Raw genomic sequence first — 16,475 nt, 5'->3', positions numbered from 1 at the left:
TTGAGTTAAGGAGGATCGCAATTATAAGCCGATGAGTTAGGCTTTCAAAGGATTAAACGGATTAAATTGTAATCAAAATGCAATGATGATTTCTCCTTGGTTACATTTGTTCCCAAAGAGAAATTAATCATACTTAAAATATTTTAAGCATTAAAACGCATTGATAAATCAACAGCTTTAACGTCTTTAGTTAACACACCCATCGAAATATAATCTACACCTGTGCTTGCCACTTCACGTAAATTTTCAATGGTAATATTGCCTGATGCTTCTAATTTACAACGTCCTGCAACATGCTTGACCGCATCAATCATTTGTTGTTGACTGAAATTATCCAACATCACAATATCTGCTTTGGCTTCGAGTGCTTGATTAAGCTCATCCCATGTTTCAACTTCAACTTCAACAGGTTTGCTTGGTGCGATCTGATGGGCTTTGGCAATGGCTTGTACGATTCCACCTGCTGCCATGATGTGATTTTCTTTAATTAAAAAGGCATCAAACAAACCCAAACGATGGTTTTGACCACCACCTATAGCCACCGCATATTTTTGTGCAATGCGTAAGCCCGGTAAGGTTTTACGGGTATCGAGCAGTTTGGTATTCAAACCTTCAAGCTGTTTGACATAGTTTGCTGTTTTGGTCGCCACAGCCGATAAGGTTTGTACAAAATTTAAAGCAGGGCGTTCCACCGTTAGTAAGCTACGTGCTGAACCTGCAAGTTTGTAAATAGTTTCATTGGCTTTGACCAAGTCACCATCATTTTTCAGCCATGTGATTTGTACTGTTGGATCATAAGCTTTTAATAAAGCATTCACCCACGGTTGACCTGCCAAAATCATGTCTTCGCGTGTGATGATGGTTGCAGTTGCTTGTTCATCTTCGGGCGTGAGTAGGGCAGTAAGATCACCTTCGCCAATATCTTCTTGTAGTGCTTGTTGTATATTGATAAGAATAGATTGTTCAAGCAAAGACTGAGGTATACTCATAAATTCCCTATATATTCGCTCTTAAAAATTGAGCGATATATTAACATTGTCCCTGAATGTTTGGAGAAGTTTTTATTTTAAGTTTGATCGGAGTAAACTATCTCCCACAATTCAAAGCCATACTTGAATGATGTTATAGGAAAAATTATGCAGACAGCACCACAGTTTCAAGTTGTAGATGGGCAGCTCTTGGGTGCTCGGCAAGTGGCTTCTCCAAATTTTAATCAACGTCCTGAAAATACAGAAATTCAACTGATCGTCATTCATAATATTAGTTTGCCGCCTTCACAGTTTGGTGGAGGATATATTGAACAATTTTTTCAAAATCAACTGGATTGGTCAGCACATCCTTACTTTAAAACCATAGAAGGCATGCAGGTTTCGACACATTTACTAATTTTAAGAACAGGTGAAGTACTGCAATTTGTCAATTTTAAAGATCGGGCTTGGCATGCAGGGCGTTCAAGTTATTTGGGTAAAATAGAATGTAATGATTATTCGATTGGAATTGAGTTAGAGGGCAGTGATGATCAAGAGTTTGAACACGTGCAATATAATGTGCTTGCTCAAGTGGTTGCCACCTTACAAAAAGCCTATCCCAAAACCAGCCAACATCTCGCTGGGCATTCAGATATTGCACCCAATCGAAAAACTGATCCAGGTCCCCATTTTCGATGGGACGATTTTAGAACACAACTTCATAAGCAAAAACAATAAGTCATTTATGATTTTACAACGATATTTGTTTTGAGTTTATTTACAATAGCGACTTTATTTTAACTGGGTGAATGCAATGGCGCTGTGGCGATCCACCTTTATTGTCAGTTCAATGACCATGTTGTCACGAGTCTTAGGACTGGTACGAGATATGGTGTTGTTAAATGTCTTTGGTGCAGGTAAAGACTTCGATACCTTTGTGGTTGCATTTCGTATTCCCAATTTCTTTCGGCGGTTGTTTGCTGAAGGCGCGTTTTCGCAAGCGTTTATTCCTGTTTTAACTGAATATAAAACTACAAAATTACATGCTGAAGTACAAATTTTAATTAGCCGAGTGTTTGGCTGTTTGTTGACAGTGATGTCATTGTTGACCTTATTTTGTATGATCGCAGCGCCTGTGATTTTGTATGTTTATGCACCTGGTTTCCATAATGATCCCGCTAAATTTGATTTAGCAGTGGATATGTTCCGCTTAACCATTCCTTATTTAATGTTTATGTCGTTGACGGCTTTTGCAAGCAGTATTTTAAATAGTTATGGTTCTTTTGCATCTCCTGCATTTTCACCTGTGCTTTTAAATGTGGCAATGATTGCAGGTGCATGGTGGCTTGCACCACATATGGCTGAGCCGATTATGGCATTGGGTTGGGCTGTGGTTGCAGCAGGTATTTTACAACTTGCCATTCAAATTCCTGAGTTATGGCGTAAAAAATTACTGATTCCACCTAAAGTTGATTTTAAACATGAAGGTGTGGAGCGTATTTTAAAATTGATGTTGCCTGCCTTATTTGGTGTATCGGTCACACAAATTAACTTATTGCTCAATACCATTTGGGCATCGTTCATGCAAGATGGTTCGGTGTCTTGGTTGTATAGTGCTGAGCGAATGACGGAATTGCCTCTGGGCTTAATTGGTGTTGCGATTGGTACCGTAATTTTACCATCTTTGTCTGCAAGTAAGGCAGAACAAGATCAAGAAAAATTCAAAAAAATGTTGGACTGGGCAGCACGTGTAATTGTACTGGTGGGGGTGCCTGCAAGTATTGCATTATTTATATTATCTACGCCTATTATTGAAGCACTTTTTCAACATGGTGCTTTTGATGTACGGGATACACAAATGACTGCGATGGCATTGCAATGTATGAGTGCTGGAGTATTGGCATTTATGTTAATTAAAGTTTTTGCACCTGGTTTTTATGCAATCCAAGATACCAAAACCCCTGTACGTGTCGGTTTAATGGCGGTGGCAGCCAATGCGATTTTGAACGTGATCTTTATCGGATTCTTTAAATTAATCGACTGGCACGCAGAACATATGGCACTCGCGATTGCATCATCTGGTTCTGCGTTGGTCAATGCGGGCATGCTGTATTTTTATTTACATAAGCGTAATATTTTTCGCTTTGGTGCACATTGGAAAAAGTTGTTTATACAGTTCCTGATTGCGAATATCAGCATGATTGCTGTGCTTTGGTATGCGTTGACTTGGTATGATGGCACAGTTTCTCAATGGATGCGTATTCTTGAAGTGGTTGGGCTATGTGTGGCAGGTGTATTGGCATATGCGATTGGTTTAGTTGCAAGTGGATTTAGACCACGTCATTTAAGACACTGATCCAATTAAATATTTCAAAAAACCTATAAGTCGGCCATGAGTTATAGGTTTTTATATAGGTGTTTATTTTACATTGATTAATTCAATGTCAAAAATCAATGTGCTGTTGGGTGGAATTGTTCCTTGTACACCGTCTTGCCCATACGCAAGTTTCGCAGGAATATATAAAGTTGCTTTACTACCTACTTTTAATAATTGCAGCCCTTCAGTCCATCCAGTAATCACTTGATTGAGTGGAAATTCAATTGCTTCACCACGCTCGTAGGAACTATCAAAAACTGTCCCATCCAAGAGTTGACCTTTATAATGGGTAGTTACGATTGATGCTGGATTGGGCTGTTTACCATTACCCATATGATGTATTTTATACTGTAGACCCGAAGCAGTAGTGATTACACCAGATTTTTTGGCATTATCCTTTAAAAATTTCACTTCTTGAGCAAAATTTTTTGCTGCTTCTTGCGTTTGTTTGACTGTTAATGTTTTTTGAAGTTCATGATAGGCAGCTTGTAATTCTTCTTCAGTATAGATATTGGCTTTATGTGCTTTTTGATCACGGATTCCCTGAATAAAAGGATCAATGATGACTTCATCAGGAGATTGAGAAGCAACTTCATAGCCGAGCGCATAGCTGATTTTATCAGCCGCTGATGCAGCAAAAATTGAAGAATGGCATAAAAGAAGAGTTGAAAAGAAAATTGTTTTTTTAAGCATGTGTGACCTTAAAATAAAAAGAGAGCTAAAAAGCTCTCAAATTATAAATAAAATTAAGGTAAAACTTTTAATAATTCGACATCAAAAATTAAGGTGCTATTTGGTCCAATCGCATCTCCTGCGCCAATTTCACCATAAGCGAGTTTTGCCGGAATGAAGAGGCGATATTTAGCACCTTCTTGCATAAGTTGTAAACCTTCAGTCCATCCTGCAATCACTTGGCTAACTTGAAAATCAACAGCTTGTCCACGGGCGATAGAACTATCAAACACGGTGCCATCCAGTAAACGACCTTCATAGTTTACTGAAACTTTTGATGTTGCACGTGGCTTATTGCCTTGACCCGCTTGTAAAACTTGATACTGTAAACCTGATTTGGTGGTGATAATGCCAGCTTTTTTTGCATTCTCAGCTAAAAAAATGTCACCTAGTTTGCCATTTTCTTGCGCAGTTTTTTGAAACTCTATCAGTTGTTTAGCTTCACTTTGCTGCTTGTATTGTGTTAATGCTTTTGCCATTTCTTCATCAGTTAAGCTGGCTTTTTGTCCTGCTGCACCTTGTTTTAAGCCTTGAATAAAGGCATCTAGGTCGATGTCTTTTAGAGTTTCGGCATTATTTTTACCCATGACATAGCCATAACTATAACCAAGTTGATCTTTTTGTGGGCTTTTATTGTGAATGGTTGCTGCCTGACTTGTTGCAACCGTCATTATTACACTCAGGCATAAAATCTTTTTTTTCATCGTCAAAATCCAAAAAGGAGAGCAGATGCTCTCCTTTATTCATTATTTTACTTTAATTAATTCAACATCAAAAATTAAGGTACTGTTAGGAGGAATGGTACCAGGCACGCCTTGTTCACCATACGCCAATTTAGATGGAATATATAAAGTTGCTTTTCCACCTTCTTTCATGAGTTGCAAACCTTCAGTCCATCCCGGAATCACTTGGTTGAGTGGGAACTCAATTGGTTCACCACGATCGTATGAACTGTCAAATACTTTACCATCTAGTAACTGACCTTTGTAATGTACAGTGACCACTGATGTTGCTGTAGGAGCTTTACCAGTGCCTTCTTTAATGATTTTATATTGAAGACCTGAAGCGGTGGCTTTAATATCTGCTTTTTTCGCATTTTCAGTTAAAAAACTATCATTTTTAGAGACAGCTGCTTGAGTATCAGCAAGTTGCTTTTTTTGCATTTCTTTTTGAAATTCCATATAAGCCGCTTGTAATTCTTCATCTGTAAATATGCGCTCTTTTTTGGCATGCGCATCACGAATCCCTGTAATAAATGTATCTACATCAACTTCAGGTGGGGTTTGGCTTGCGACTTCATAGCCTAAAGCATAGCTAATTTTTTCGACTGGTTTTGCTGTTTTTGAAATAGAACTTGAGTTTACGTCAGCAGGGTGTTGAGTTGCATAGTAAACAGGAACAAGTGCAGCACCGCCTAAAATTATAGCAACAGCGATGGGTAAGGCTTTACTCATGATATTTCCTAAAATTTTTATCTTGCAAAGAGCGAATGGCTAAATTATAGCTTGAATTGTGAAAGCATATAACTTCTTTGTTTGAAACGATATACATATTCAATGAAATCAACCAAAAATATACAGGGATTTAGAAAAAAAAATCCAGATCATTTGATCTGGATTTATATACTAAAAAAGCTTAGTCATCTTTATGGGCAGTGTAGTTATACGCATAATTATAGCCATAACTATAACCACCTGATGCACGGTTAATATCATTGAGGATAATACCGTTGACTTTAGCCCCTGCTTGTTCAAAACGATTGACCGTTAATTCAAGCTCTTTGATTTGTGTCTTGGCATAACGTGCAACGACGAGGTTTACACCCGCATATTGCGAAATAATAATCCCATCCGTCACAGCAAGTACAGGTGGTGTATCCAAAATAATATGATCGTATTGCGCAGAAAGTTGCTCTAACAATTGTTTAAATTGTGCTGAAGCCAACATCTCAGAAGGATTGCTTTGGTTTTTACCCCGTGCGATAAAGTCCAAATTCGCGACTTCAGTTTTAAAAACCGTTTGTTCAACCGAGCTTTGATTACTTAAAAGTTCAGTCAAGCCCGGTGTAGTTTCACGATTGAAATATTTATGTAAATAACCACGGCGAATATCGGCATCAATTAATAGTACACGCTTATTACTTTGTGCAAAAATTGTAGCAAGGTTGGCAGAGATAAACGACTTACCTACCTCAGGTGCAGGACCTGAGATTGCAATAATATTATTTTTTGCGTTTGCCAATGAAAAGTGAATGGTAGTACGAATACTACGTAAACTTTCAATCGCAATATCATCCGTATTTTTTACTGCAAGAATAGGAATAGATTTCTTTTTCTTAAGAATTTGAATCCGACTTTCTTGAATAGGTGAACGAGGTACTGTTGCATATACTGGAAGATCCAATTCATTTTCAATTTGAGTCGAGTCTTTAATGCCCGTATGCATCAAGTTACGTAATAATGCGATGAGTATACCAACAAAACCACCTACAAAAATTGAAAGAATCAAAATAATTAATTTGCGTGGTTTAATTGGTTCAATAGGCTCAGCTGCCGTATCAATAATACGGACATTACCAATTTCACCTGCTTCCGCAATTTTTAATTGTTGATAATTATTAAGCAGTGACGTGTAGAGTTCGCTATTTACTTTAACATCACGATAGAGTTGTAAATATAAACGTTGTGTTTCAGGCAAACGTTTTAAGGCTTGATTTAACTCATTGGCTTTTTTATCAATGGTTGCTAACTGTGCATTAATTTCAGCCATGAGTGGGTGGCTAGAGGTATATTTAGCAGAAAGTTCCGCTTGTTTTTGTTTGAGTTCAATACGAGTTTTTTCAAGCTCAACATTTTGTTTAAGCATGAGTTCTGACTCTTGCGTAACATCAATGGTATTGAACTGTTCACGGAACTTATTGAACTTAATTTCAGACTCTTCAAGCTGTTTTTTAAGTTCTGGCAGCTGCTTGTCTAAAAACTTTAAAGTCTGCTTAGATTCTAACGTCTTACGCTCAATATTTTGTGCATGATAAACCTGAAGAATACTGTTGAGGACTTCGGTAATGTGTTGTTTGTCTTGTCCTTGATAAGCGAGACCAATAACACCAGTAAGTTTACCCTTTTCAGCCACTGAATAATCTGTATTTAAAGAATCGACAGCAGCAGGTAAAGATTGTTTAACTAAAGTAAAGGTTTGTTTAAATGGTGCTTTACTCTCAATATAAACTGACCATGTTCCATAACGATCTATATTTTGATTGGCTTGGTTCAGTTTGCCTGTAAAAACAACTTGCTCGTTTTCTATATCAATAAGTTTAAATTGATTGGGTGTTGTTAAATCTAAGGTCAACTCTTTATTTTGATAGAATGCAGGAATATTGAACTGTTTAATTAAAAAATTAGACTGATTTTTTTGATAAAAAACACCATCTTTACGATAATCTAATAACATATCATCTTTGGTTAAAAGACGATGTAATTTACCATCCTCATCATCTTGTATTTTAAGATTCAGATTAAGATCTTGAATAACAGTCCCTAAGACCATGCGGGACTTTAAGATTTCAATCTCTGCTTGAGCTGGGGATTTTTGCTCAACCACAGAAGATAAATCACCTAGAAGTGCAGCAGCACCAGCACCTTTACTTTCTTCTACTTGAACCATAGCATCAGTAGAATAAGTATTTGGTGTGACTCGTAAATAGAGTAAAGCACAAATCAAGCTTAGAATGATGCAAAGGGCAATCACTTTCCATTGAGCAATTAAGGAAAAAAATAGCTCTTTTAAGTCGATCGTATCATCATTCGCTTTTGAATTTTGGTTCATATGACTACAACTAATTAAAATTTAAAGATGTGATTGCCAATCAATGACATAACGCTGAATATTATCGCATGTCTCAATGAAAAATGCTTGGTCATGCTTATAAGGATCAGGCACATTAATGTTCTGCCAATGTCCGAGCATAAAGACTTTACCTTTTGCAAATGGCCAAGTTTGTTCAATATGTTTTTGTTGATTATGACTCATAACTAAGATCAAATCAGACTTTTTAATTAATTCAGCGTTGATTTGTTTGGCGATATGTGCACGCATATCAATATTTTTATTGTCCATACAGGCAATAGCTTTATCATCAGCTTGGTGTCCTACCATTGCAGATAAACCTGCTGACTCAATATGTAAGTCAGGGCGAGTATTCTTCAAAAAATACTCAGCCATTGGACTTCTGCAAATATTACCGACACATACGACAAGGATATTTTGAATTTGCATTATTGCCCTAACCGATCAATATTATATAAAGCATTAGAGAATGGAATAATTTGATTGATGATACGTTGCCAACGAGTTAAACCTGTCGCATCGACATAAACGATATCATTTTTTTGCATCGCAAATTGATTGGCTAATGCAAAATTACCAAAGCTACTTAAGTCAAGTTGATAGACCGTTGAGCCTTTAGTATTAAGGTCTGTACGCATCACATAAATTCGCGCTGCACTGGCTGAGTTTGGATTAATGCCACCACTTTCACCCAATACATCACTTAAGGTCATACCCTGATCTCGTAAGTTAATGGCTTGGGTGCGGCTTGATTCACCAAGAACATAGAGTTTTTGATCTTGTTTGATATTTACAAATAAAGTGTCGTTCGGTTGAATGAGTAAGTTGTGTAGAGATAATCCTTGTTTTTCCAATACAATGGTATTGAGATTATAAGTTTGACCGTTTCGAATCAGTTGAATATTGGTATTGTCACCAGTTTGTGAATTAATACCGCCTGCTTGACCTAAAGCTGTATAAATACTGATGGGTTGATCATTTAAAGTATATTGTCCACTTTTCATGACTTGACCATTCACAAAATAACGCTTTCCTTCATAGGAGAGCACACGTACAACCACATCAGGCGTTTTTAAATATTTAGCAAATAATCCACGCATTTCTTTATTGATTTGCGATAATGTTTTACCTTCAGCACGGTATGTGCCAATCAGGGGCGCTTGAATATAGCCATTTTGATCAATACGATAACCATTGGCTAGTACAGAAGTATCATTGGTCATTTGTGTAACGGGTGGGGTGATTTCTGGGTAGGCCCAAAGCTGAATAGATAAAACATCCCCAGCACTTAAACGATAAACTTTATTTTGATTTTGAAATAAGGAATATAAATTTTGGGATTGAATATCGGTATTCGTTAAAATACTAGGCAAGGTTTGTTGCGTAAGTTGAACAACATTCAGTTCTGCACCTTGACCCGTTTGATATTGTCCTTGTTCTGGCACATCATAAGTCTGCAGACCAGAAGTCATTGCGCAACCAGTAAATAAAAACGAAACTGCTAAAAATAGTGAGGTGCGAGGATACTTCACATTCAAAACCCTTAATTGTATTAAATTGTAACTTAGAATTACCTTATGAATTGAATTGTATTCTATTACAGCTTAAATTCCTACTAGACTTAATTATGATAAATATAATTAATACATAAATCTGAAGGTTTTTAGTTAAAAATATGTAACTTGGGTTAAAGTTTATAAGGTTTTCATTTAGAATATAGTATTGTTTTTTATTATAAAGAACTGAATAATCAGTATTGGACTTTAAAGCATGATTCAACTTGAACAACTTCAAATAGCGATTATTGGATTAGGCTATGTAGGCTTACCTTTAGCTGTTGAATTTGGCAAAAAAGTATCTGTTGTTGGATTTGATATTTATCAGAAGCGAATTGACGAGTTGAAAAGTGGGCAAGACCATACTTTGGAAGTGAATCATGAAGAATTAAAAAAAGCAATTTTTTTAACCTATAGTTCTGATTTAAAAGATTTAAATAGTGCTAATTTTTATATTGTAACAGTTCCAACTCCAATTGATGATTTTAAACAACCAGATTTAACTCCTTTAATTAAAGCTTCAATGACTATCGGTAAAGTATTGAAGAAAGGTGATGTTGTTGTCTATGAATCTACAGTTTATCCTGGTGCTACAGAAGAGATTTGTATCCCTGTATTAGAAAAAGAATCGGGACTTAAATTTAATATAGACTTTTTTGTTGGTTATAGTCCAGAGCGCATTAATCCTGGTGATAAAAATCGTCACGTCACTAATATTTTAAAAATTACCTCAGGGTCTACGCCTGAAATTGCTGACTATATAGATCAGGTTTATAACCTGATTATTAAAGCAGGTACTTATCAAGCACCAAATATAAAAGTGGCAGAAGCTGCTAAAGTGATAGAGAATACACAGCGTGATGTAAATATTGCTTTAATTAATGAGTTGGCTCTTATTTTTAATAAAATGGGAATTGATACTGAAGATGTCTTAAAAGCTGCAGGTACAAAATGGAATTTTTTACCATTTCGACCAGGTTTAGTAGGGGGGCATTGTATTGGTGTCGATCCTTATTATTTAACGCATAAAGCACAATCTATAGGCTTACATCCAGAAATCATACTTGCTGCCCGACGTTTAAATGATCGGATGGGTGAATATGTTGCAACGCAGTTGATTAAAGAAATGGTAAAACAACGGATTCAAGTAGTTGACTCCAAAATTTTAGTCATGGGTTTGAGCTTTAAAGAAAATTGCCCAGATATTCGTAATACAAAAATTGTAGATATGGTTAAGGCATTAAAAGAATATGATTTAGATATTGATATTTATGATCCATGGGTGGATGTGGCGGAGGCTGAACATGAATATGGTCTTGCCCCAATTCAGGCTTTAGATGCTTCAAGTTATGATGCTATTGTGATCGCAGTTGCACATGAGCAATTTAAGGCAATGCCAATTCAAGAATTTCATGCTTTAGGAAAAGAAAAGTATGTATTGTATGATTTGAAATATATATTGCAGAAAGATGAGTCTAATATTAGGCTTTAATTTATATAACATTTTTAATTTGAAACAAAGCTAGAGGAAAAAATGCTAGAAGGCTCAACAATATTAGTAACAGGTGGTACCGGATCTTTTGGTAATACATTTGTACCTATGACATTGGAAAAATATAATCCTAAAAAAATTATAATTTTTTCTCGTGATGAGATGAAACAATGGGAAATGGCTAAAAAATTTAAAGATGATCCACGTGTTCGTTTTTTTATTGGCGATGTGCGCGATAAAGAGCGTTTATATCGCGCTTTAGATGGCGTGGATTATGTTGTACATGCTGCGGCAACAAAAATTGTACCAACTGCTGAATATAATCCTTTTGAATGTATCAAAACAAATATCAATGGTGCTATGAATTTGATTGATGCATGTATTGATAAAAAAGTAAAAGGTGTTGTTGCGCTTTCTACAGATAAAGCAAGTAGTCCAATTAACTTATATGGTGCAACTAAGTTGGCATCAGATAAGCTTTTTGTTGCAGGAAATGCTTATTCAGGCGAGCATGGTACAAAATTCTCAGTTGTTCGCTATGGTAATGTGATGGGGTCTCGTGGTTCGGTGATTCCTTTCTTTATGTCGATTAAAGACAAAGGGGTTTTACCAATTACCGACGATCGCATGACACGCTTTATGATTTCTTTAGAGCAAGGTGTTGAGTTGGTTTGGCATGCTTTTGATGACATGGTTGGCGGTGAGATTTATGTGAAAAAAATTCCATCTATGAAAGTTACAGATTTAGCTTCAACTGTTGCACCTGAGGCAAAACAAGAGGTAATAGGCATTCGTCCAGGTGAAAAACTACATGAACAGATGATTAGTGTAGAGGACTCATATTATACATTTGAGTATCCTGAGCACTATAAAATTTTACCAGTAATTAATGATTGGGCTGAGTCTCAAGAGCGTATTAAAGATGGTAAAAAAGTACCAGAAGGTTTCCATTATTCAAGTGATAACAATATAGATTGGATGAGTTCAGAAGATCTTCAAAATTGGTTAGTTGCAAATGCTGAAAAAATAGGAAATATCTAACAATGTTTATCCCATACGGCAAACAAAATATTAGTCAGGCAGATATAGATGCTGTGGTCAATGTCTTACAATCTGACTTTTTGACACAAGGTCCTCAAGTGCCTACATTTGAAAAGTCAGTGGCACAATTAGTTGGGGCAAAGCATGCTTTAGCGGTTAATAGTGCAACGTCTGCTTTACATATTGCTTGTTTGGCATTGGGATTGGGTAAGGGAGATATCTTGTGGACATCTCCTATTACTTTTGTGGCTTCATCAAACTGTGCATTATATTGTGATGCTGATGTTGATTTTGTGGATATTGATCCTCAAACATATAACATGTCTGTAACTGCTTTAAAGCTAAAGTTAGAACAAGCACAAAAAGACAATAAATTGCCTAAAATTGTTGTACCAGTGCACTTATGTGGCCAACCTTGTGATATGGTAGGAATTTATGCACTTTCACAAGAATATGGTTTTAAAATAATTGAAGATGCATCACATGCGATTGGTGGTAAATACCGAGAGGCTTATGTAGGTGCAGGACAATATTCTGATGTTACTATTTTTAGTTTTCACCCTGTAAAAATTATTACTACAGCAGAGGGTGGTATGGCATTAACAAATAATGCCGAACTTGCTCAAAAAATGGATTTATTTAGAAGTCATGGTGTAACACGTAATCAAGAACTAATGAGTAAAGCACCTGAAGGATCTTGGTATTATCAGCAAGTTGATCTTGGTTTTAACTACCGTATGACTGAATTACAGGCTGCATTAGGTGTTTCTCAGATGCATCGCTTAGAACAATTTGTTGCTAAGCGTCATGAGATAGCAAAAGTTTATAATGAAATTTTACAGGATTTACCCATAGTACTGCCTTATCAATTACCTGAAACATATTCAGGATTACATCTATATGTGATCCGCTTGAAACTTGATAAAATTCGCAAGAATCGTAAAGAGGTATTTGATTTATTGCGTGAGAAGGGTATTGGTGTAAATGTGCATTATATCCCTGTGCATACCCAACCTTATTATGAAAACCTAGGATTTAAGCAGGGTGATTTCCCTGAAGCAGAATCATATTATGCTTCAGCAATTAGTTTACCAATGTATCCAGATTTGACTCGAGAGCAAATTGACTATATTTACCAAACTTTAAAAGAGGTATTGGTATAAGTATGACACTTGCCGTTATTCCTGCGCGAGGTGGAAGTAAACGAATTCCTCGGAAAAATATTAAGCTATTTCATGGAAAACCAATGATTGCGTGGTCAATTCAGGCTGCGTTAGGAAGTGGGTGCTTTGATGAAGTTTGGGTGTCGACTGATGATGCTGAAATAGCAGCAGTGGCGCAGGAATACGGTGCGAAAGTCCCATTTTTAAGACCAGATGAGTTATCAGATGACTTTGCAACCACGGCAGATGTGATGCAGCATGCTGTAAAGTTTTTTGAGGATGAAAAGAAGACGCAACCTGATTATGTTTGTTGTTTATATGCAACAGCCCCTTTTGTTGAGCAGCAAGATTTATTGAATGGATTGAGTTTGATACAGGCTGAAAAATTGAATTATGTATTCAGTGCGACTACTTTCCCCTTTCCTATTCAACGAGCGATAAAATTGACTGAAAATGGTCATGTTGAAATGTTTTCACCTGAGCATTTTAATACACGTTCTCAGGATTTACAGGAAGCTTGGCATGATGCAGGGCAGTTTTATTGGGGAACAGCAGAGGCTTGGCTGAGTAAATCTACTGTATTCTCTAATAAATCAATGATCATTGAGCTTCCTAGATTTAGAGTACAAGATATTGATACTCTAGAAGACTGGAAAAGGGCAGAGTTAATTGGTCAGGCGTTGTTAAAAGAATAAGGTTATACCTTATTCTTTTTAAAAATAGTGTGTTGCACAAGAGCTTCGCCTGTAATGACTATATTTCCATTAGTGTCTAAAATATTGGTAGATATTTTTGCACGACTTTTATTTTCATCAATTTCAAGTACATCTACTATTGCTGTATAAGTTGTGTTGATATACATTGGTCTTTTAAATGAAAGAGTTTGTTTTAAATAAATAGTGCCTTCTCCTGGAAAGTTAGTTCCTAAAATTTTAGAAAAAATACTACCACCTAGAAAACCATGAATAATTTTTTGTTTAAAAATAGTATTAGATGCATATTTATCATCTAAATGAATAGGGTTTGTGTCTCCAGAAGCCTCGGAAAAAAGGATTACATGATCTTGAGTAAAATGGAAATCTTCACGGTATTGATAATTTAATAGGCTATCCATAAATTTTCTCTTTTAATTGCTGTTTACATTTTTTCCAATCACTTTTGATAAGTCCTAGCCCAACAACATCAATTTTTTCTCCATTTTTAATACAATGTTCTCTAAAAAAAGCCTCTTTAACAAAGCCAAACTTTTCATGCATTGCAATGACTTTTTCGTTAAAAGAGAAAACTTCACATCTTAATTTATTTAAATTAAGTTCATTAAATACATACTCAATAATATTAAACTCAACTTTTGAACCAATTCCAGCTCCGCGTACAGATGTATCTCCTAAGTAAAAAGCCCAAAAACAACTACTTAAGTTTCTATTGATTTCTGAAATACTTGCTAAACCTAAGGGCTTTTCTTGATACTCAATAATCCAGTATTTAGAAGTAGGATCATCTTTAGCTTTATTGAACCATTTTTTTTGGTTTTCTTCAGTAATATAAGTATCAGTATACATATATTTAGAAACATCTGATGAGTTTCGCCAATTTCTTACCAGTTCTAAATCTGAGGCAGATAAAGGTTTTAAAATAATGTCATTCATTTGTATTTGAAATCTTTAATTAAACTAGAAAATGTTAATATAGCTTAAAACTTAAGATTAGGGTTAAAAATGAATTTTTTTTTTAGATGTGATGCTTCGATCAGTATAGGAAGTGGGCATGTAATGAGATGTTTGACTCTTGCTAAACTATTGAAAAATAAAGGAGAATCATGTAGATTTCTCTGTAAAAATTTGGATGGAAATTTGATTCAATTTATAAAAAGAAGTGGTTATGATGTAGATGTAATTGAACCCGAAATAAATTTTCAAAATAATGAATTTTATCATTCAAGTTGGTTGCAAAGTACGCAAGAATATGATGCAAAACAATGTTTAAGATTTATTCAGGGAAGTGATAGAAATAATAATATTGTAATAGTGGATCATTATGCTTTATCCCAATCTTGGGAAAATATTATACGTTCTGTTTCGCATAAAATGATAGCAATTGATGATTTGGCAGATAGAAAACATCATGTTGAATTATTAATAGATAGTGGGCTATCTCGTAAAGATAAAGATTATGATGGCTTGGTTAATGAAACATGTCAGTTGTTAATAGGTGTAAAGTTTGTACCCTTACGTCCAGAATTTACATATTTCCATAAACTAGCAACTAAAATAAGAAATCCAAATGATATTAAAAAAATTTTAATTAATTTAGGTGGGGTGGATAAAGATAATTTGACTTCAAAAATACTTCAGATTTTGGAAAATGACTATAATAAAAAAGATGTGATTTTTGACGTAATTTTGGGTGCTACTTCCCCTTGGATTGAAAGCATACAAAAAATGACAAAAAATATGAAAAACAAAATAAATATTCATGTAGGAGTAAGTAATATTCATGAATTCATGCTAAATGCAGATATAGCAATTGGTGCTGCTGGAAGTACCTCATGGGAGCGATGTTGTTTAGGTTTACCTACGGTTTTAATATGTATTGCACAAAATCAAATTCAATTAGCAAATGACCTTGATCAATTGGGTGTTGCAAAAATGCTTAAAAGTGAAAATTTAGAAGAAGGATTGATTTTAAAGATACAGGAATTATCAAGTATGCGATTACGAGAAATGAGTCAGCGTTGTTTTCAGTTGATTGATGGTCAGGGTGCAAATAGAATTTTATCTGCTATAGAGTTGTTATATAGATGAAAGCTGAACTTAAAAAAATACAATTAAATGATTTAGAAATGCTATTGCGTTGGCGAAATGATGTAAGTGTTAGAAAATGGATGTATTCTTCACAAGAAATAAGTTTAGATCAGCATATAAAATGGTATAATGACTTGAGTATATCTCAACAGCAATTAGGTTTCATTTTTTATTATAATAATGAGCCAATGGGATTTGTTTCATTTCATCTTGATAAACACTTTTGCGAATGGGGGTTTTATATTAAACCTAATGCTAGGAAGGGTATGGGTATGATATTGGGACAAACAGCAATTCAATATGCATTTGATATTTTGGGTGTTCAGAAAATATTTGGGCAGGTTCTAGCTTTTAATGAAAGATCAGTTTCTTTTCATCAAAAGTTAGGATTTCAGCAAGAAGGTTTGCTTAGAAAACATTTTAAAGATAGTCGTGGAGAGTTTGATATTTTTCAATTCGGGCTATTGAAATCAGAGTGGTTAGAGAGATAAAG

17 protein-coding genes are annotated in these 16,475 nt (G+C 35.3%); 8 read left to right on the top strand and 9 right to left on the bottom strand.

All coding sequences use genetic code 11. The features are described from left to right. Positions 1-143: 143 nt before the first annotated feature. Complete coding sequence (gene nadC / locus DJ533_RS18150) at positions 144-989, bottom strand: carboxylating nicotinate-nucleotide diphosphorylase (RefSeq protein WP_065994531.1); 846 nt, start codon at positions 987-989, stop codon at positions 144-146. A gap of 147 nt (positions 990-1,136) precedes the next feature. Here nadC and ampD point away from each other — a divergent pair, with 147 nt between their 5' ends. Both ampD and murJ read left to right on the top strand, forming a co-directional pair. Next, positions 1,137-1,706, top strand: a complete 570-nt coding sequence (gene ampD / locus DJ533_RS18145) for a 1,6-anhydro-N-acetylmuramyl-L-alanine amidase AmpD (RefSeq protein ID WP_065994530.1) — start codon at positions 1,137-1,139, stop codon at positions 1,704-1,706. Positions 1,707-1,773: 67 nt separating this feature from the next. Beyond that, positions 1,774-3,324 (top strand): murein biosynthesis integral membrane protein MurJ, encoded by a 1,551-nt coding sequence (gene murJ, locus DJ533_RS18140; RefSeq protein ID WP_171488580.1) that lies wholly within the window; start codon positions 1,774-1,776, stop codon positions 3,322-3,324. A gap of 63 nt (positions 3,325-3,387) precedes the next feature. Here the strand turns inward: murJ and DJ533_RS18135 are convergent, their stop codons facing one another. The 6 genes from DJ533_RS18135 to DJ533_RS18110 all read right to left on the bottom strand — a co-directional run bounded on the left by DJ533_RS18135 (position 3,388) and on the right by DJ533_RS18110 (position 9,458). Then, complete coding sequence (locus DJ533_RS18135; protein ID WP_065994528.1) at positions 3,388-4,038, bottom strand: FKBP-type peptidyl-prolyl cis-trans isomerase; 651 nt, start codon at positions 4,036-4,038, stop codon at positions 3,388-3,390. A 53-nt stretch (positions 4,039-4,091) separates the two neighbouring features. Then, on the bottom strand, positions 4,092-4,781 hold the full coding sequence (locus DJ533_RS18130; protein ID WP_065994527.1) for an FKBP-type peptidyl-prolyl cis-trans isomerase: 690 nt from the start codon (positions 4,779-4,781) through the stop codon (positions 4,092-4,094). Between the two features lie 42 nt (positions 4,782-4,823). Then, a complete protein-coding gene (locus tag DJ533_RS18125; protein ID WP_065994526.1) occupies positions 4,824-5,531 on the bottom strand; it encodes an FKBP-type peptidyl-prolyl cis-trans isomerase in 708 nt (235 codons plus the stop codon). A 181-nt stretch (positions 5,532-5,712) separates the two neighbouring features. Beyond that, positions 5,713-7,905 (bottom strand): polysaccharide biosynthesis tyrosine autokinase, encoded by a 2,193-nt coding sequence (locus DJ533_RS18120; protein ID WP_065994525.1) that lies wholly within the window; start codon positions 7,903-7,905, stop codon positions 5,713-5,715. 21 nt (positions 7,906-7,926) lie between these two features. Beyond that, positions 7,927-8,355: a low molecular weight protein-tyrosine-phosphatase gene (locus DJ533_RS18115; RefSeq protein ID WP_065994524.1), complete on the bottom strand. Its 429-nt coding sequence runs from the start codon at positions 8,353-8,355 to the stop codon at positions 7,927-7,929. Further along, on the bottom strand, positions 8,355-9,458 hold the full coding sequence (locus DJ533_RS18110; protein WP_065994523.1) for a polysaccharide biosynthesis/export family protein: 1,104 nt from the start codon (positions 9,456-9,458) through the stop codon (positions 8,355-8,357). Before DJ533_RS18110 ends, DJ533_RS18115 begins: the two co-directional genes overlap by 1 nt. A 238-nt stretch (positions 9,459-9,696) precedes the next feature. Between DJ533_RS18110 and tviB the strand changes: the two genes are divergently transcribed. The 4 genes from tviB to pseF are packed head-to-tail and all read left to right on the top strand — an operon-like array spanning position 9,697 to position 13,873. Next, positions 9,697-10,974, top strand: a complete 1,278-nt coding sequence (gene tviB / locus DJ533_RS18105) for a Vi polysaccharide biosynthesis UDP-N-acetylglucosamine C-6 dehydrogenase TviB (RefSeq protein WP_065994522.1) — start codon at positions 9,697-9,699, stop codon at positions 10,972-10,974. 42 nt (positions 10,975-11,016) lie between these two features. Next, complete coding sequence (gene pseB / locus DJ533_RS18100) at positions 11,017-12,015, top strand: UDP-N-acetylglucosamine 4,6-dehydratase (inverting) (protein ID WP_065994521.1); 999 nt, start codon at positions 11,017-11,019, stop codon at positions 12,013-12,015. Positions 12,016-12,017: 2 nt separating this feature from the next. Beyond that, complete coding sequence (gene pseC, locus DJ533_RS18095; RefSeq protein WP_065994520.1) at positions 12,018-13,178, top strand: UDP-4-amino-4,6-dideoxy-N-acetyl-beta-L-altrosamine transaminase; 1,161 nt, start codon at positions 12,018-12,020, stop codon at positions 13,176-13,178. A gap of 2 nt (positions 13,179-13,180) precedes the next feature. Further along, positions 13,181-13,873: a pseudaminic acid cytidylyltransferase gene (gene pseF, locus DJ533_RS18090; protein ID WP_065994519.1), complete on the top strand. Its 693-nt coding sequence runs from the start codon at positions 13,181-13,183 to the stop codon at positions 13,871-13,873. A gap of 2 nt (positions 13,874-13,875) precedes the next feature. Here pseF and DJ533_RS18085 read toward each other — a convergent pair whose 3' ends face one another. Then, positions 13,876-14,292, bottom strand: a complete 417-nt coding sequence (locus DJ533_RS18085; protein ID WP_065994518.1) for a MaoC family dehydratase — start codon at positions 14,290-14,292, stop codon at positions 13,876-13,878. Then, positions 14,285-14,827 (bottom strand): UDP-4-amino-4,6-dideoxy-N-acetyl-beta-L-altrosamine N-acetyltransferase, encoded by a 543-nt coding sequence (gene pseH / locus DJ533_RS18080; RefSeq protein ID WP_065994517.1) that lies wholly within the window; start codon positions 14,825-14,827, stop codon positions 14,285-14,287. The genes DJ533_RS18085 and pseH (DJ533_RS18080) overlap by 8 nt, the downstream gene beginning before the upstream one ends. 69 nt (positions 14,828-14,896) lie before the next feature. On the opposite strand from pseH (DJ533_RS18080), the gene pseG reads away from it, so the two are divergent. Further along, the gene (gene pseG, locus DJ533_RS18075) at positions 14,897-15,982 is read left to right on the top strand and encodes a UDP-2,4-diacetamido-2,4,6-trideoxy-beta-L-altropyranose hydrolase (RefSeq protein WP_065994516.1); all 1,086 of its coding nucleotides are present in this window, start codon (positions 14,897-14,899) and stop codon (positions 15,980-15,982) included. Then, complete coding sequence (gene pseH / locus DJ533_RS18070) at positions 15,979-16,473, top strand: UDP-4-amino-4,6-dideoxy-N-acetyl-beta-L-altrosamine N-acetyltransferase (RefSeq protein WP_065994515.1); 495 nt, start codon at positions 15,979-15,981, stop codon at positions 16,471-16,473. The genes pseG and pseH (DJ533_RS18070) overlap by 4 nt, the downstream gene beginning before the upstream one ends. Positions 16,474-16,475 lie beyond the last annotated feature (2 nt).

Origin of the sequence: Acinetobacter defluvii, assembly GCF_001704615.3 — a bacterium.
Classification (GTDB): Bacteria; Pseudomonadota; Gammaproteobacteria; order Pseudomonadales; family Moraxellaceae; genus Acinetobacter; species Acinetobacter defluvii.
This window is presented reverse-complemented; position numbering and strand designations above follow the sequence as displayed.

Coding starts and splice junctions, on each gene's coding strand:
- pseH (WP_065994517.1), bottom strand. CDS start 14,827: ATGAATGACATTATTTTAAAACCTTTATCTGCCTCAGATTTAGAACTG.
- pseB (WP_065994521.1), top strand. CDS start 11,017: ATGCTAGAAGGCTCAACAATATTAGTAACAGGTGGTACCGGATCTTTT.
- DJ533_RS18135 (WP_065994528.1), bottom strand. CDS start 4,038: ATGCTTAAAAAAACAATTTTCTTTTCAACTCTTCTTTTATGCCATTCT.
- DJ533_RS18120 (WP_065994525.1), bottom strand. CDS start 7,905: ATGAACCAAAATTCAAAAGCGAATGATGATACGATCGACTTAAAAGAG.
- pseG (WP_065994516.1), top strand. CDS start 14,897: ATGAATTTTTTTTTTAGATGTGATGCTTCGATCAGTATAGGAAGTGGG.
- pseH (WP_065994515.1), top strand. CDS start 15,979: ATGAAAGCTGAACTTAAAAAAATACAATTAAATGATTTAGAAATGCTA.
- tviB (WP_065994522.1), top strand. CDS start 9,697: ATGATTCAACTTGAACAACTTCAAATAGCGATTATTGGATTAGGCTAT.
- pseF (WP_065994519.1), top strand. CDS start 13,181: ATGACACTTGCCGTTATTCCTGCGCGAGGTGGAAGTAAACGAATTCCT.
- DJ533_RS18130 (WP_065994527.1), bottom strand. CDS start 4,781: ATGAAAAAAAAGATTTTATGCCTGAGTGTAATAATGACGGTTGCAACA.
- pseC (WP_065994520.1), top strand. CDS start 12,018: ATGTTTATCCCATACGGCAAACAAAATATTAGTCAGGCAGATATAGAT.
- DJ533_RS18125 (WP_065994526.1), bottom strand. CDS start 5,531: ATGAGTAAAGCCTTACCCATCGCTGTTGCTATAATTTTAGGCGGTGCT.
- nadC (WP_065994531.1), bottom strand. CDS start 989: ATGAGTATACCTCAGTCTTTGCTTGAACAATCTATTCTTATCAATATA.
- DJ533_RS18115 (WP_065994524.1), bottom strand. CDS start 8,355: ATGCAAATTCAAAATATCCTTGTCGTATGTGTCGGTAATATTTGCAGA.
- DJ533_RS18085 (WP_065994518.1), bottom strand. CDS start 14,292: ATGGATAGCCTATTAAATTATCAATACCGTGAAGATTTCCATTTTACT.
- ampD (WP_065994530.1), top strand. CDS start 1,137: ATGCAGACAGCACCACAGTTTCAAGTTGTAGATGGGCAGCTCTTGGGT.